The organism is Stutzerimonas sp. 21-1 (assembly GCF_056336065.1).
This window is the reverse complement of record NZ_CM150500.1, coordinates 3,123,288-3,139,231: the sequence shown is the minus strand read 5'-3', so window position 1 is coordinate 3,139,231 and position 15,944 is coordinate 3,123,288. Positions and strand designations below refer to the sequence as shown.

At 65.5% G+C, this 15,944-nt stretch carries 13 protein-coding genes; 4 read left to right on the top strand and 9 right to left on the bottom strand.

Going from position 1 to position 15,944, the window contains the following annotated elements:
- Positions 1–98: 98 nt before the first annotated feature.
- The 5 genes from AC0ZJQ_RS15230 to dksA form a co-directional block, all read right to left on the bottom strand.
- Positions 99–1,508, bottom strand: a complete 1,410-nt coding sequence (locus AC0ZJQ_RS15230; protein WP_003288804.1) for a sigma-54-dependent transcriptional regulator — start codon at positions 1,506–1,508, stop codon at positions 99–101.
- Positions 1,509–1,569: 61 nt separating this feature from the next.
- Positions 1,570–4,524, bottom strand: a complete 2,955-nt coding sequence (locus AC0ZJQ_RS15225; protein ID WP_102829553.1) for a sensor histidine kinase — start codon at positions 4,522–4,524, stop codon at positions 1,570–1,572.
- Positions 4,508–4,684, bottom strand: coding sequence for a hypothetical protein (locus AC0ZJQ_RS15220; RefSeq protein WP_003095129.1), 177 nt, complete (start codon positions 4,682–4,684; stop codon positions 4,508–4,510). Before AC0ZJQ_RS15220 ends, AC0ZJQ_RS15225 begins: the two co-directional genes overlap by 17 nt.
- A gap of 97 nt (positions 4,685–4,781) precedes the next feature.
- Positions 4,782–5,681, bottom strand: coding sequence for a tRNA glutamyl-Q(34) synthetase GluQRS (gluQRS, locus tag AC0ZJQ_RS15215; RefSeq protein WP_155552979.1), 900 nt, complete (start codon positions 5,679–5,681; stop codon positions 4,782–4,784).
- 48 nt (positions 5,682–5,729) lie between these two features.
- Positions 5,730–6,176 (bottom strand): RNA polymerase-binding protein DksA, encoded by a 447-nt coding sequence (dksA, locus tag AC0ZJQ_RS15210; protein ID WP_167134646.1) that lies wholly within the window; start codon positions 6,174–6,176, stop codon positions 5,730–5,732.
- Positions 6,177–6,367: 191 nt separating this feature from the next.
- Between dksA and AC0ZJQ_RS15205 the strand changes: the two genes are divergently transcribed.
- From AC0ZJQ_RS15205 to AC0ZJQ_RS15190, 4 genes are all read left to right on the top strand, one after another.
- A complete protein-coding gene (locus tag AC0ZJQ_RS15205; RefSeq protein ID WP_458988713.1) occupies positions 6,368–7,540 on the top strand; it encodes a pyridoxal phosphate-dependent aminotransferase in 1,173 nt (390 codons plus the stop codon).
- A complete protein-coding gene (gene sfsA, locus AC0ZJQ_RS15200; protein WP_476476873.1) occupies positions 7,540–8,268 on the top strand; it encodes a DNA/RNA nuclease SfsA in 729 nt (242 codons plus the stop codon). The genes AC0ZJQ_RS15205 and sfsA overlap by 1 nt, the downstream gene beginning before the upstream one ends.
- Before the next feature lie 278 nt (positions 8,269–8,546).
- Complete coding sequence (gene rfbD, locus AC0ZJQ_RS15195; protein ID WP_155552973.1) at positions 8,547–9,461, top strand: dTDP-4-dehydrorhamnose reductase; 915 nt, start codon at positions 8,547–8,549, stop codon at positions 9,459–9,461.
- Positions 9,462–9,511: 50 nt separating this feature from the next.
- Positions 9,512–9,643, top strand: coding sequence for a small membrane protein YohP (locus tag AC0ZJQ_RS15190; protein WP_256371904.1), 132 nt, complete (start codon positions 9,512–9,514; stop codon positions 9,641–9,643).
- 19 nt (positions 9,644–9,662) lie between these two features.
- Here AC0ZJQ_RS15190 and AC0ZJQ_RS15185 read toward each other — a convergent pair whose 3' ends face one another.
- The 4 genes from AC0ZJQ_RS15185 to purD form a co-directional block, all read right to left on the bottom strand.
- Positions 9,663–10,388, bottom strand: a complete 726-nt coding sequence (locus AC0ZJQ_RS15185) for a VC0807 family protein (protein ID WP_008568907.1) — start codon at positions 10,386–10,388, stop codon at positions 9,663–9,665.
- Between the two features lie 78 nt (positions 10,389–10,466).
- Positions 10,467–11,405 carry a lysylphosphatidylglycerol synthase transmembrane domain-containing protein gene (locus AC0ZJQ_RS15180; RefSeq protein ID WP_237262471.1) on the bottom strand — a complete coding sequence of 313 codons (939 nt, stop codon included), beginning with the start codon at positions 11,403–11,405 and terminating at the stop codon, positions 10,467–10,469.
- 220 nt (positions 11,406–11,625) lie between these two features.
- Positions 11,626–14,424 carry a hybrid sensor histidine kinase/response regulator gene (locus AC0ZJQ_RS15175; RefSeq protein ID WP_237262469.1) on the bottom strand — a complete coding sequence of 933 codons (2,799 nt, stop codon included), beginning with the start codon at positions 14,422–14,424 and terminating at the stop codon, positions 11,626–11,628.
- Positions 14,425–14,538: 114 nt separating this feature from the next.
- A complete protein-coding gene (purD, locus tag AC0ZJQ_RS15170; protein ID WP_167134657.1) occupies positions 14,539–15,831 on the bottom strand; it encodes a phosphoribosylamine--glycine ligase in 1,293 nt (430 codons plus the stop codon).
- Positions 15,832–15,944: the final 113 nt, after the last annotated feature.

Below are 15,944 nucleotides of genomic sequence, written 5' to 3'. Positions count from 1 at the left end.
CTTAGATTTTTTCTGTGAAAAGCGAGAGGCGAAAAAAAGGGATCGTCGTTACCGATGATCCCGATTTTGTTACGGCGCATGAGCCGGACGGTAACATCTCAGCCGGTGGTGGTGCTCGACTTGCGCCGCGGGATGCCCAGGCGCTGGCGACGCTCCCACAGACATTTGCGGCTGATGCCGAGCTTGCGTGCCAATTCGGTCTCGGTCATGTGGTCTTGGTGTTCGAGCACGAAGTGCTGGAAGTAGTCTTCCAGCGAGAGGTCTTCGGTCGGCTCGTTGCCGGCCGCTGACAGCAGCGAGGTGCAGGGCTCGTCGAATTCGTCGTCCAGGCCATCGAGTTCGATGTCGATGCCCAGCAGCGTGGCGTCGATTTCCGCACTCTCGCTAAGAATGGCTGCGCGCTCGATGGCGTTTTCCAGTTCGCGAACGTTGCCTGGCCAACTGTAATGACGGATGGCCTGCTCGGCGTCGCGGGAGAAATGCATGCCGTCGTTGCCCATCCGCTGACACTGGCGGGCGAGGAAGGCGCGAGCGATCTCCAGCACATCGTTACCGCGCTCGCGCAGCGGCGGCAGCTTCAGCGCGATGACATGCAGGCGGTAATAAAGGTCTTCGCGGAACTGTCCGGTCTTGGCCAGCGTTTTGAGGTCGCGGTGAGTAGCGGCGATCAGGCGTACGTCGACCTTCTGCGACTGCACGGAGCCGACCCGGCGAATTTCACCCTCCTGCAACACTCGCAGCAGGCGTGCCTGGGCTTCCAGCGGCAGCTCGCCGATCTCGTCGAGAAACAGTGTGCCGCCATCGGCCGCCTCGACCAGCCCGGCGCGACCTGCGCTGGCACCGGTGAAGGCGCCCTTTTCGTGGCCGAACAGCTCGGATTCGATCAGGGTTTCCGGGATCGCCGCGCAGTTCACCGAGATCATCGGTGCCTTGGCGCGGTGCGACAGATTATGCAGCGCGCGGGCGACCAGCTCCTTGCCGGTGCCGGACTCGCCCTGAATCAGGACGTTGGAGTCGGTCGGCGCGACCTTGCGGATTTTGCCGAACAGGTCCTGCATCGGTGGGCAATGGCCGATGATGCCGATGTCGCCCTGAGCGCTGGCGGGCGTGCTGGTGATCGCCGGGGACGGTGCGGCCGCGGTCGCGCTGACGCGTTCCTGGCGATCATGCAGGATGCGCGCGACGGTCTGCAGCATCTCGTCATGGTCGAACGGCTTGGCGATGTAGTCCACCGCGCCCATCTTCATCGAGTCCACCGCCGAGCGCAGGCTGGCGTAGCTGGTCATGATCAGTACCGGCGTGCCTTCGGCCAGCTTGATCAGTTCGGTACCCGGCGCGCCGGGCAGGCGCAGGTCGCTGACGATGAGGTCGAAACCGGGAATGCTGAAGCGCTCCTGCGCCTCCTGTACCGAACCGGCTTCGCTGACCTCGTACTGGTTGCGTTCGAGCAGACGGCGCAGGGCGGAGCGGATGATGGTTTCGTCTTCGACGATCAGAATGTGTGACATCAGTACTCTCTCGACGGTCTGGAGGCGATGCGACCGGAAGGCCGCTACTGCGGTTGCCTCCTCAACTTACGGCATGTGGCACTTCGACATGCCGCGGCAGGGTGATGCGAAAACGGGTGCCGCGCTGTGCTATCGGGTCGGCCGGGCTGTCGATATCGATCTGGCCATAATGCTCTTCCACGATCGAATAGACCAGCGCAAGCCCTAGGCCGGTCCCTTCGCCCGGGTCCTTGGTGGTGAAGAATGGCTCGAACAGCCGCCCCTGGATTTCCTTGGAGATGCCGCTGCCCTGATCTTCGACGATCAGATACACCGACTGCTCGGCGACTTCGCTGCTGACGCGGATGATGCCGCCCGGCGGCGAGGCATCGCGGGCGTTGGACAGCAGGTTGATCAGCACCTGGGCGAGGCGCTGCGGATCGCCTTCGGCCAGGTGCTCGGGTTCACAGAGGTTGAAGAACTGCACCTCGGTGCGGTTCTTGTTCAGCGACAGCAGGGCGATGGCTTCCTGGGTGATCTGTGCCAGGCTCACCGGGTAGGCGCGCTGCTGGCGCTCGCCGGCATGGGCGAAGCTCATCAGCGACTGGACAATGCGCGACACGCGTTTGGTCTGCTCGATGATCTGGTTGCTGGCCTCGGTGATTTCGGCGTCGTGCTCGCGCTCCTCGCGCAGGTTCTGCGCCAGGCAGGCGATGCCGGTGATCGGGTTGCCGATTTCGTGGGCGACCCCGGCGGCGAGGCGGCCGATGCTGGCCAGACGCTCGGAGTGCACCAGGCGGTCTTCCAGCTCCTGGGTTTCGGTCAGGTCTTCGATCAGCAGCACCAGGCCACTGTTGCCCGGCGCCAGCGGCTCGGCGATCGCCGCCTTGTGCAGGTTGAGGCAGCGACGATGGCCGTTGAACGACAGGCGCTGCTTGTGCAGGTGCTCGTCCGGCTGGCGGATGAAGCCTTCCAGCAGGCTCTTCCACGGCTCGGCGATCGACGGCAGGCGCGAGCCGACCACCTGGAGCGCCGGGATGTCGGTGAGTTCTTCCAGCGCCTTGTTCCACATGAGGATTTCCTGATCCTTGGCCAGCGAGCAGACGCCCATCGGCAGCTCCTGCAGCGTTCGCCGGTGGTAGCGGCGCAGCGCATCGAGTTCGGCGGCGAGCCCGGTCAGGCGCGAGTGGTACTCCTCCAGGCGGTTCTCGATGAAGTGGATGTCCTCGGTGACGTAGCCTTCAGCGGCGTTCTTGTAGGGCAGGAAGTTTTCGACGATGTCCTGGGCGATGCTCGGTCCCATCAGGCCCGATAGGTTGGCTTCGAGACGATCGCGCAGGCGCCGCAGGGCGTACGGGCGGTGCTCGTCGAATGGCAGTTGCAGATCGCGCAGCGCCTGTTCGACTTCGCGCTGCGCGGTCTTGGCGCCGAGTGGCTTGGCCAGTTGGGTGGCGAATTCCTGTGGCGAGGCGGCCATCAGCTCGCGCCGCTGCGGCCGGCGCACGTTCTCCACGGCGCAGGCCTCGGCCGCGCTCTGCTCCTCGGTGCTGGTGTCGGTGAACAGCGACACCAGGGTGAAGGCCAGCACGTTGACCGCCAGCGAGGCGATCGCCGCCAGATGCCAGCTGGTGTCGTCGAGCACGTAGACCACGTTGAACAGCGGGATGTAGAAGCCATCCAGATTGCCTACCAGCGGCAGCAGCATGGTCACCACCCAGACGGCGATCCCTGCCAGCAGGCCGGTGATGTAGCCGCGCCGATTCGCCGTCTGCCAGTAGAGCACCGACAGCACGCCGGGGAGGAACTGCAGGGTGGCGACGAAGGCGACGATGCCGAGGTTGGACAGATCCTGTTCCGCGCCCAGCAGCAGGTAGAAGCCGTAGCCGGCAATGATGATGGCGAAGATCAGACTGCGCCGCGTCCATTTCAGCCAGCGGTAGATATTGCCTTCGCTGGGCGGCTGATATAGCGGCAGCACCAGATGGTTGAGTGCCATGCCCGACAGCGCCAGGGTGCTGACGATGATCAGCCCGCTGGAAGCCGATAGCCCGCCGATGAAGGCGATCAGCGCCAGGGCATCGTTCTGTGCGGTGAGGCCGAGGCCGAGGGTGAAGTATTCCGGGTTGGTCCGCACGCCGAGCTTGAGGCCGGCCCAGAGGATCAGTGGCACCGCCAGGCTCATCAGCAGCAGGTACAGCGGCAGGCCCCAGCTGGCGCTGACCAGCGCGCGCGGATTGAGGTTCTCGGCGAAGGTCATGTGGTACATGTGCGGCATCACGATGGCCGAGGCGAAGAACACCAGCAGCAGGGTGCGCCACGGGCCTTCCTGCAGCGGCGTGTGCAGGGCCTGCAGCGCCGACTGGTTCTGCAACAGCCAGATTTCCAGCTGGTGCGGTCCGCCGAAGACCACGTAGAGCGCGTACAGCCCGATCGTGCCGAAGGTCAGCAGCTTGACCACCGATTCGAAGGCGATGGCGAACACCAGCCCTTCGTGCTTTTCGCGGGCGGCGATGTGGCGTGCGCCGAACAGAATGGTGAACAGCATGATCAGCACGCAGTAGCCGAGCGCGACGCGTTCCTGCATCGGCTCCAGCGTGAGGATGCCGATGGCATCGGCCACCGCCTGGATCTGTAGTGCCAGCAGCGGCAGCATGCCGATCAGCATCACCACCGTGGTCAGCGCGCCGGCCCAGGTGCTGCGGAAGCGGAAGGCGAACAGGTCGGCCAGCGACGCCAGCTGATAGGTGCGGGTGATGCGCAGGATCGGGTAGAGCAGCACCGGGGCCAGCAGGAACGCGCCGCACACCCCCAGGTAGGTGGCGAGAAAGCCGTAGCCGTACTGATAGGCCAGCCCGACCGTGCCGTAGAGCGCCCAGGCGCTGGCATAGACGCCTAGCGAGAGGGTGTAGGTAAGCGGATGGCGGATGATCCAGCGCGGGATGATGCCGCGCTCGCTGACCCAGGCGACGCCGAACAGCGCCAGCAGGTAGGCAGCGCTGATCAGCACCAAATGGCTGAGGCTAAAGCTCGTCTGCATCGCGTTGGCTCTGGAGAATGAAAGTCACCACGATGAGGATCAGCCACAGCAGGTAGGGCCGGTACCAGGCGCCGTTGGGGTCGATCCACCAGTCCATGATGGCCGGGGAAAACAGATAGATACCCACCACCAGGAGCAGCACCAGTCGGTAGATGTACATGCCGGGTCTCGTGTCGGAAGTGCGTCGATGGTAGAGCAGCGGCAAGCGGCAAGCCACCGGCTGGAGGCAAAACCTGCGGGTTGGTGGCGCCTCGCGTCTAGCGCAGCTGCGCTTCGGCCAGTGCACGGGTGCGCGGGATACGCCCGGCGTCCCAGTGCGCGACCGCCCAGGCGAGAATCTCTGCCGCAGGGGCGCCGGCGAGTTCGGCCGCTGGCTGCTGGCCAAGCGCGCGCAGCGCACGCAACAGCAATGGGCTGGCCTCGTCGGGAGGCAGCGGTGGCGAGCGGTAGCTCTTGCCCAGCTTGTGGCCGTCCGGCTGGATGATCAGTGGCAGGTGCAGGTAGCGCGGCTGCGGCAGGCCGAGCAGTTCCTGCAGGTACAGCTGGCGCGGCGTGGAGTCGAGCAGATCGGCCCCGCGCACCACGTCGGTGACGCCCTGCCAGGCATCGTCGAGCACCACGGCAAGTTGATAGGCGACCAGACCGTCGCGCCGACGGATGACGAAGTCGCCGACCTCACGACCCAGGTGCTGGCGGTATTCACCCTGTACGCGGTCGCAGAAGTGGTACTCGCGATCCGGTACGCGCAGGCGGATCGCAGCGTCACGCGGGGCGTGGCCGGCATCGCGGCAGAAGCCGGGATAGGCACCGGGGTGCGCCTGCAGCTGCTTGCGCGAACAGGTGCAGGCATAGGCCAGGCCGACGTCCAGCAAATGTTCGATGGCCGCCTCGTAGGCTACCTGGCGCTGGCTCTGGCGCAGCATGGCGCCGTCCCAGACGAAGCCGTAGCGGCGCAGGGTTTCGACGATCGCGGCCTGTGCACCGGGCATTTCCCGTGGCGGGTCGATGTCTTCCATGCGCAGCAGCCAGCCACCGCCCACGGCGCGGGCGTCGAGATAGGAGGCGAGAGCGGCGAAGAGCGAGCCGAAGTGCAGATAGCCGCTGGGTGTCGGGGCGAAGCGGCCGACGTAGCGATCAGCGGGACGGGGCGAGGTCATGGTGGCGGGCTGGAAATGAAGCGGGGCGCCGTAGCGCCCCGTTCGGGATCAGGAACCGATCTGCTTTTCCTTGATCTCCGCCAGCGTCTTGCAGTCGATGCACAGCGTGGCGGTGGGGCGGGCTTCCAGCCGGCGGATGCCGATCTCGACGCCGCAGGAATCGCACCAGCCGTATTCGTTGTCTTCGATCAGCTGCAGCGTCTCGTCAATCTTCTTGATCAGCTTGCGCTCGCGATCGCGGGCGCGCAGTTCCAGGCTGAACTCTTCTTCCTGGCTGGCGCGGTCGGCCGGGTCGGGGAAGTTGGCCGCTTCGTCCTGCATGTGGTGCACGGTGCGATCGACTTCCTCCATCAGCTCCTGCTTCCACTTATTGAGGATGCTGGTGAAGTGAGCGCGCATCTTGTCGCTCATGTATTCCTCGCCCTTGGTTTCCTTGTAGGGCTCGAAGGCGCGAATCAGTTGCTTGCTCGACGGTGTTGCTTTGGTAATGGGCATGGATGAACGCCTCTCGCTATGTCCATTTGCGCAGGATGATATGTCCCTGCCGGCCCGTGCCGGCCCTGCGGCTGCAAGCGGGCGAACTTACCAGATCGGATCGGGGTGCGCTACTCCCGTACCCGCCGGTGGCTGCAGCGTTCCCGGGACCTTGGGTAGAATCCACGTTTCGTCCTCGACAGGTAGGTCAGATGACCGCTTCTTACAGTGCGCGCAGCCGCGCAATCGAACCCTTTCACGTCATGGCGCTGCTGGAGCGAGCCAATCAGCTGCAGGCTCTGGGCCATGACGTCATTCACCTGGAAATCGGCGAGCCGGACTTCACCACTGCCGCCCCTATCGTCGCCGCCGGTCAGGCGGCGCTGGCCGCCGGGCACACGCGCTATACCGCGGCGCGCGGGTTGCCGGCCTTGCGTGAGGCAATAGCCGGTTTTTACGCCAGCCGCTACGGACTGTCTATTGACCCCGAGCGCATCCTGATTACTCCCGGCGGCTCCGGTGCACTGCTGCTGGCCGCCAGCCTGCTGGTTGATCCCGGCAAGCACTGGCTGCTGGCCGACCCCGGCTATCCATGCAACCGGCATTTCCTGCGGCTGGTCGAAGGCGCGGCGCAGCTGGTGCCAGTCGGCCCCGAGGTGCGTTACCAGCTCACGCCGGAGCTGGTCGAGCGCTACTGGGACAAGCAGAGCGTCGGCGCGCTGGTCGCCTCGCCGGCCAACCCGACCGGCACGCTGCTGGGGCGTGACGAGCTGGCCGCGCTGTCGGCCGCACTGAAGGCGCATGGCGGACATCTGGTAGTCGACGAGATCTACCACGGCCTGACTTATGGCGTGGACGCCGCCAGCGTGCTGGAGGTCGACGACGAGGCCTTCGTGCTCAACAGCTTCTCCAAGTATTTCGGCATGACCGGCTGGCGGCTCGGCTGGCTGGTGGCGCCACCGGGCGCGGTGGCGGAGCTGGAAAAGCTGGCGCAGAACCTCTACATCAGCGCGCCGAGCATGGCCCAGCATGCGGCGCTGGCCTGTTTCGAGCCGGCGACGCTGGAAATCCTCGAGGCGCGCCGGGCGGAGTTCGCCCGCCGGCGCGACTTCCTCCTGCCGGCGCTGCGCGAGCTTGGCTTCCGCATTGCCGTGGAACCGGAGGGCGCCTTCTATCTGTATGCCGATATCAGCGCGTTCGGCGGCGATGCCTATGCGTTCTGCCAGCACATGCTGGAACGCGAGTTCGTCGCGATCACCCCGGGGCTGGATTTCGGTCGTCATCAGGCCGGCCATCATGTGCGCTTCGCCTATACCCAGGACCTGCCCCGGCTGGAACAGGCGGTGGCGCGAATCGCTCGCGGGCTGCAGAGCTGGCAGGGCTGATGCGCTTTTCCAGCCCGCTGGAGACGGGCCGGCTGGTACGCCGCTACAAGCGTTTTCTCGCCGATATCGTCACTGATACCGGCGAGGAGCTGTGTATCCACTGCCCCAATACCGGCTCGATGCTCAACTGCATGAGCGAGGGCGCGCGGGTGTGGTTCCAGCGCAGCCAGGATCCCCGCCGCAAGCTGCCCGGCACCTGGGAACTGGTGGAAACCCCGCAGGGGCGGCTGGCCAGCGTGAACACCGCACGCGCCAACGCGCTGGTGGAGGAGGCGCTGTTGGGTGGGGTGATCGGCGAGCTGGCCGGCTTCAGCGGACTCAGGCGCGAGGTGGCCTACGGCGTGGAGGGCAGTCGCGTGGACTTTCGCCTCGACTACGCCGACGGGCCGGCGTATGTCGAGGTCAAGAGCGTCACCCTGGGCTTCGCCGACAGCGCGGTGGCGGCGTTTCCCGATGCCGTCACCACACGCGGTACGCGGCATCTGCGCGAACTGACGGCACTGGCGCGTGCCGGTGTGCGTGCGGTGCAGCTGTACTGCGTGAACCTGTCCGATATCGAGGCGGTGCGGCCGGCTCGCGAGATCGATCCGCTGTATGCGGACGCTCTGCGCGCGGCGCAGGACGCCGGCGTGCAGGTGCTGGCCTACGCGGCGCGGCTGTCGCCCGAGGAGTTGCGGCTGGAACGGCCGCTGCCGGTGCTGCTCGATGCTGGCGCGGTACTGGCATGAGCGGCGTTTCGGCGCGCGTTCGTCGGCTGTTGGGTAAAAACTTGTAGCAGGATGCGTCCGGCACGGAACAAAGGTCGATTCGATTGGCCTCAACGTGGCCCGGCACATAGAGCCGGGGAATGCTCTGGTTCGGTGTATTGAGCAAGATTAGCAGTGAGCTCGGCGCGCGTCCCTTCTTCTCTATGGCGCGAACATGAGCGTCGTGGGCGATGCCCGCCCTTTTGAATTCGGTACGGATGACCTGCTCGTTGCGGCCGTCCCCATGAGGCGAAGAAACAATGCGAATCCTTGTATGCGGTGCTGGCGGTCAGGTCGGCCATGAAGTGGTCGATCGCGCCAGCGGCTTCGGTCTGGTGGCTCTGGGCCGTACGCGTCAGCAGCTGGATATCTCCTGTGCCGACCAGATTGCGCGCGAAATCGAGCTACAGCGGCCGGGGCTGATCATCAATACCGCTGCCTATACCCATGTCGATAACGCCGAGAGCCACGCCGAGCAGGCCTACGCGGTCAACCGCGACGGCTGTGCCAATCTAGCGGCGGCCGCCGCGCAGGCAGGCATCCCGCTGCTGCATCTATCGACCGACTACGTGTTCGCCGGCGATGCGCATGTGCCTTATCGCGAATCCGATCGCACCGCCCCCGGCGGTGTCTATGGCGCGAGCAAGCTGGCTGGCGAGCAGGCCATCGCGCAGCGCCTGCCGGAGCATCTGATCCTGCGCACCAGCTGGGTCTATGGCGTGCACGGAAACAATTTCGTCAAGACCATGCTGCGCCTGGCGCGCCAGCGAGATGCCCTCGGGGTGGTCAGCGATCAGATTGGCTGTCCGACACAGGCCGGACGTATCGCCGATGTGCTGCTGGAGCTGGCCACCCGTTACGCGCGGCAGGGAGCGCTGGCGTGGGGGCTCTATCACTACAGCGGGCAGCCGCGCTGCTCCTGGTACGAGTTCGCCGGTGAAATCTTCCGCCAGGCGCACGGTCTCGGATTGCTCGGGCGCGTGCCGCGGCTCTCGCCGATCTCCACGGCGCAATACCCGACGCCGGCACGGCGCCCGGCCTGGTCGGTGCTCGATTGCAGCCGCTTCGAGGCGACGTTCGGCCTGGCCACACGCGACTGGCACGCCGAGCTCGCCGAGGTGCTGGCTGAGCTGGCGCGGCAGGAGCGCCGGCCGGCAGCGGCGGGGCATGTCTGAGGCGGAGGAGTAACTACCAGCGAGCAGAGTGCCGCGAACGTGCCAGACGCATGGGTGTCACAAAATTACAGACACCCGATAAGCGGAGGTACGGCATGTTGAAATTCATCGGTGGTACGGCGGGAATCATTTTCATCATCGGCCTAATCGTGGTGATCGGCCTGTTCAAGCTGGTGTTCTGACGGCGTCGCGCCGCCAGCCTCACTTTTCCGGGTGGCGCTCGTGGGGCGTCGCGATGATGTCTTCCAGACGCAGCCCAGTCAGGCCGTGGATGGTGCGCCACAGGTAGAAGAAGATCGCCATCATCATCACCGTGCTGGGGATGGCGATCATCGGATAGCTCAGCAGCGTCATGCGCCCCAGCTCGGCGTTGAAGGCCTCGCTCCCGGCCGGGCTGTTGACGATCCACTTGGCCAGCACGTAATTCATAAATGACGAGAAGAAGAAGGTGCCGCTGAGCAGGTAGGTCGCCCGCAGCAGTCGCGCCTCGAAGTGCGCGGTCTGGCCGTTGCGCTCCAGCTGCTCGTGTATTTTCTCGACGTTGAGCACTTTGGGGTTGTAGAGCATCGTGCGGATCAGCGGGTAGGAGGTGCGGGTCGAGGCCAGCACCACGACGCCGATGATGCCCGGCACCGCCGCTTCCTTGATCGCCAGCCATTGCGTATCCAGCTGCAAGAGGCCGATGCCCCCGGTGAGCAGCACGCTGACCAAGCCGAGCAGGGCGATCCAGTTGAACTTGCGATAGCGCGCCAGCTCCCACAGCCCCCAGCCGAGCGGAAAGGCCAGCGCCAGCAGCAGCGCGCCATCGGCGCCCAGGCGCTGTTCGCCGCTGAGCTTCATCAGGATCAGCGAGGGAATCACGATGCTGATTGCCAGGTCGACCAGCGGGCGCGGCTTGTGTTCGGCGTGGTTGTGGGTATCGGTCATGTCTTCGACGCGTCTTGCTGAAAGGGCCGCATGATCGCCCGAGGCGCGCGGCTTCGCCAGTGAATGTTGCGCCGGCGGCTAGGTGCTGCGGCGGCGGGCCGACCACTGGCCGGCCTCGAATCCCAGCACCACGAGGATCGCCAGGGCAAACGGCAGCAGCAGGTAGAAGCCGCGAAAGACGATCAGCGCGGCGAGTACGTCGGCGGTGGGCAGCTCGGGCAGCGCCGCGAGGAAGGTGACTTCGAGCACGCCGAGCCCGCCGGGCGCGTGGGACAGCAGGGCCAGCGAGAAGGACGCCAGGAACACGCCGAGAATCGTCAGATAGCCGGGATTGTTAACGGCCGGCAGAGCGAAATAGATGATGGCCGCCGCGCACAGCAGCTCCATCGGCCCGGCCATCAGCTGCCGTGCTACCACCTTCAGTCGCGGGTATTCGATATGCCATTTGCCCAGTCGCCACGGCGGCAGCTGGCGCCAAGAGCCGAACACGTAGAGGCCCACCAGGGCCAGCAGCAGGGCGCCGAGTCCGCGCGCGACCCACGGCGAAACCTCGACGATGCGGTCCAGCACGCCCGGCCGCACGAGCAGCACGCTGCCGCAGGCCAGCAGGGTGCCGAGCGCGAAGGTCAGCGAGCAGAAGACGATGAGAATGCCGATCTCCTGTGGCGTCAGGCCCTTGCTGCGATACGCGCGGTAGCGCACCACCGCGCCGGAAAATACCGAGGCGCCGATGTTGTGAGCCAGCGCGTAGGTGGTGAAGGAGCAGAGGGTGATGAACCACCAGGAAATACGCTTGCCCAGATGCGCCATCGCGATGCGGTCGTACCAGGCCAGCGCCACATAGGCACCCAGGGTGGCGGCGCCAGCCATCAGCCAGTGCATCTTGCCGATGGCCAGCAGGCTGTTGCCGAGTTCGGCCAGGGAAATGGTGCGGACTTCGTGATACAGCAGGTAGCCCGATAGCAGTACCGCCACGATCCCGAACAGGGTCCAGGCGGCATCGCTTTTTTTCATCATCGCTCGGCTCCTTACTTCGCCGGTGCGGTCGGGGCGGGTCGAGCCCAGGTGGTGAGTACCCCCGGCGGGGGGCGCAGAGCATTACATGTCTTCGCCGACTTTCACCAGTACTGCTTAATCGGCAGCGGGCAGGCGCTTTTGTTCAGTGCCGCGTTCCGGATCGATGACGTACGGGCGCAGACAGGCGTACAGCGATGAGCGAAAGCTCCGGGCGGCGAGATTACTCCGCCAGCGAGCCTGCCGCCTTGATATGTATCCAGTGTTCGATCAACTCGCGCAGTTGCGACAGCTCCACCGGCTTGGCCATGTGCCCGTCCATGCCGGCCTCGCGTGCGCGCTCGCGGTGCTCGCTGAGAATATGCGCGGTGAGCGCTACCACTGGTGTGCGTGGGCGGTCGTGAGCAGCTTCCCACAGGCGCAACTGTCGGGTGGCTTCGAAGCCGTCGAGCACCGGCATCTCGCAGTCCATCAGTACCAGGTCGTAGGGCTGGGCCTGGATCGCGCGCAACGCCTCTTCGCCATTGCTGGCGGTTTCCGGCTGCAAATGCAGCTTGTTGAGCATGCCGCGGATGACCTTGGTGGAGATGCTGTTGTCCTCGGCGACGAGAATGCGGAAGTCATCCGGCACCTGCAGCGGTGCGATACCAGGCGGCGGTGTGACGACGGTATGTCGCTCGCGGCGCTGGTCGCGCTGGGCCAGTTCGTCGGCCAGGGTGGTCTTGAGCGTGTAGCCGGCCACCGGTTTAGCGAGGATGCGCTTGATTCCGGCATTGCGCGCGATGACCTTGCTCGGCGCGCTGCTCATGCCGGTCAGCATGATCAGCAGAATGTCATGGTTGAGGCTGAAGTCTTCCTTGATCCGGGTCGCGAGCTGCATGCCGGTCATGCCCGGCATGTCCTGGTCGAGCAGCACGACATCGAAGTATTCCTTCAGGTGCGTCTTGGTGCGCAGCAGCGCGAGCGCTTCCTTGCCCGAGGCCACGGCGCTGACTTCCAGTCCCCAGCTGCTGCATTGCTGGACCAGCACCTTGCGGCAGGTGTCGTTGTCGTCGACCACCAGCAGGCGCGTCCCCTGCAGCGCACTGTCGAGGACCGAATCGGCCGGCGCGAGCCCTTCGTTGGCCAGCGGCAGGCTGATCCAGAGGATGTTGCCGCGGTCGGTGCCGGTCTGCACGCCCAGCTCACCATCCATCAGCTGCACCAGCTGGCGCGCGATGATCAGGCCCAGGCGCCCGCCGTGACGCGTCGCTGCCAGAAAGTCCTGGCTGTCCAGCGCGGCGTTGAGCAGGGCATCGCGCTCGTAGGCTTCCAGCGGACGGCCGCTGTCCTGCACGGTAATGCGCAGGCGTGGTCGCTCGGCGGTTTCCTCGATGGCGGCGATCAGCAGCACCTCGCCTTCGTCGGTCTGTTTGAAGGCGTTTTCCAGCAGGTTGAGCAGGGCCTGGCGCAGGCGCGTGGGGTCGCCGGTCAGCACCGGCGGCAGTTGTGGCTGGACCAGGCTGATCAGCTCGACCTTCTGCTGTTCGGCCTTGGCGCGGTAGATGTTCAGACAATCCTCGAGCAGCGCATGGAGATCGAACTGCACGTCGTCCAGTTCGATCTGCCCCGATTCCAGCTTGGAAATGTCGAGAATCTCGTTGATCAGGTTGAGCAGCTCGTTGCCCGAGCTGTGAATCGTCTGCACGTAGTCGCGCTGCTTGGCCGACAGTGAAGTGCCCAGCAGCAGTTCGCTCATGCCGAGCACGCCATTCATCGGCGTGCGAATCTCGTGGCTGACCTTGGCGAGGAAGTCGGCCTTGGTCTTGAGCTCGGCGCTGATCACCGCCGCGGCGGTGTGTTCGGTACGGCTGTCGGCCTGCACCTGCCGCTGTCGTTCGAGCAGCGCGAAGCTGAGCATCAGCCCGCTGAGCGTGGTCAGGCTGAACAGCCCGCCGGTAAGCCAGCCCGGGTCGAGCTGATCGAAGCCCAGCAAGGCCGGAATGAAGAAGATGAAGCCGGCGTTGAACAGCAGCAGACCGCCAACCACCAGCCGGGCCGGCTGGTAACCCTGCCGCCAGTGGTAGGTTGCCACCGCCAGGGTGCTGAGCGCCGCCAGCAGGACGCAGGCGTAGATGATGCCGCTGTGCCATAGCCACTGCGTCAGCGTCACGGCGCCAGCGAGGATGAGCACCAGGTTGATCTGCATGCCGAGCAGCCAGTTGATCCAGTTACGCCGCTGGCGACTGAAGAATCCCAGGGTGAACCCCAGCAGTGCCAAGCAAGCGATCAGCGCGCACACGTCGGCGATCAGCGGCTGGCTGTAGATCAGTTGCGGCAGCCATACCGCCAGCAGACCCAAGTTGGCTACGGCGCAGCCGAGCAGCGCGGCGTGCAGCAGGCTCAGCCAGATGTGGCTGTAACTGCGGGTGTAGGCGAAACGCAGCAGGTTGTACACCGTGAGCAGTGCCAGGGCGCCGAACAGTGCGCCGAATAGATAGGCCGGCTGCGCCTGCGCCACCAGACCGGCCTCGTCGAGAATCCTGAACCAGGACATGACCGGATGGCTGGACTGCAGGCGGATATACGCTTCGCGCGGGTGATCGTCATTGGGTAGCGAGAAGACGTAGGCACGCTCGGGCAGCGGGCGCGAGGTCATCGGCCGCAGTTCGCCGGTGGCCACGTGTTGCTCCAGCACGCCATCGCGCAACAGGTAGTAGTCGAGATATTGCACCCGTGGCGCAAACAGCCACAGCCAGTGCGGCTGCGTTTGCGGTGACAGACTGACCTGCAGCCAGATGGCGTCGTCACTGGCCGGGCCGGCGTAGGCGAGTTTTTCCAGGCGTTGGAACAGCGGGCGCTGCGCGAGCACTTCGTTGAGCGTCAGGCGGCCCGACTGGTCAACCAGCAGGCGCCAGTTGGAGGGTTGCGCGGCAGAATCGACTGCCGTGGAAGGAGATGGGAGCGCGTGTGCCGAGAGCGGGGTCAGCGCAGTCAGGAGCAGGCTAAAGATGAATGCGAAGACGATCCGAAGCCGACCCACGGGTGAAGTCCCTTCATGTGTGTGACGGCGGATTATAGCCATGCCGCCGATCGGCTGTAATCGCACGGAGCGCCGAAATCCGGGCCCCGTGCGTGTTTTCCGGTAAGCGGTTGCTCAGCCTTCGCCCCGTTCACGCGCGATGGCGCGGTAGCCGATGTCATGCCGGTGGAACATGCCGTTCCAGCGGATCTTCTCCGCCAGGCGGTAGGCCTGCTGCTGGGCGTCGGATACCGTGCGGCCGATGGCCGTGGCGCACAGCACGCGACCACCGGCGGTGACCACCTGGCCCTGGGCGTTCAGCGCAGTGCCGGCGTGGAACACCTTGCCGTCCAGTTGTGCGGCATCGGCCAGACCTTCGATGACGTCGCCCTTGGCGTAGTCGCCCGGGTAGCCGCCAGCGGCCAGTACCACGCCCACCGTGGGACGCGGATCCCAGGTGGCTTCGACCTTGTTCAGCGCCTTGGCCAGTGCGGCCTCGACCAGCAGCACCAGCGAGGACTCCAGACGGACCATGATCGGCTGGGTTTCCGGGTCGCCGAAGCGGCAGTTGAATTCGATGACCTTGGGCGCACCCGATTTGTCGATCATCAGACCGGCGTAGAGGAAGCCGGTGTAGACGTTGCCTTCACTGGCCATGCCGCGCACGGTCGGGTAGATGACTTCGTCCATCACCCGCTGGTGCACTTCGGCGGTGACCACCGGGGCCGGCGAGTAGGCGCCCATGCCGCCGGTGTTGGGGCCGCTGTCGCCGTCGCCGACGCGCTTGTGGTCCTGGCTGGTGGCCATCGGCAGCACGTTTTCGCCGTCGACCATGACGATGAAGCTGGCTTCCTCGCCATCGAGGAATTCCTCGATGACCACCCGCGAACCGGCGTCACCGAAGGCATTGCCGGAGAGCATGTCGCGCACGGCGTCCTCGGCTTCTTCGAGGGTCATGGCGACGATCACGCCCTTGCCGGCGGCCAGGCCGTCGGCCTTGATGACGATCGGCGCGCCGTTCTCGCGCAGGTAGGCCAGCGCCGGTTCCACTTCGGTGAAGTTCTGGTAGTCGGCGGTGGGAATCTTGTGGCGGGCCAGGAAGTCCTTGGTGAACGCCTTGGAGCCTTCCAGCTGGGCGGCGGAGGCGGTAGGGCCGAAGATGTCCAGACCGCGGGCGCGGAACAGGTCGACCACGCCCTTCACCAGCGGCGCTTCCGGGCCGACGATGGTCAGCTGCACATTCTTCGCGGCGAAGTCGGCCAGCGCCTCGATATCCAGCACATCGATGGCGACGTTCTCGCACTTGGCCTCGGTGGCGGTGCCGGCATTGCCGGGGGCGACGAAGACCTTCTCGACGCGTGTGTCCTGCGCGACCTTCCAGGCCAGGGCGTGTTCACGACCGCCGCTGCCGATGATCAGTACGTTCATTTCTCTCTCCCGTTGGGGGCGGGCCTGTGGCCCGCGCGGTGGATAAGCAAAGCGTTATCCACCCTACGATGTCTGGCGTTCCGTGGAGGGTGGATGGCCGAAGCCATCCACCA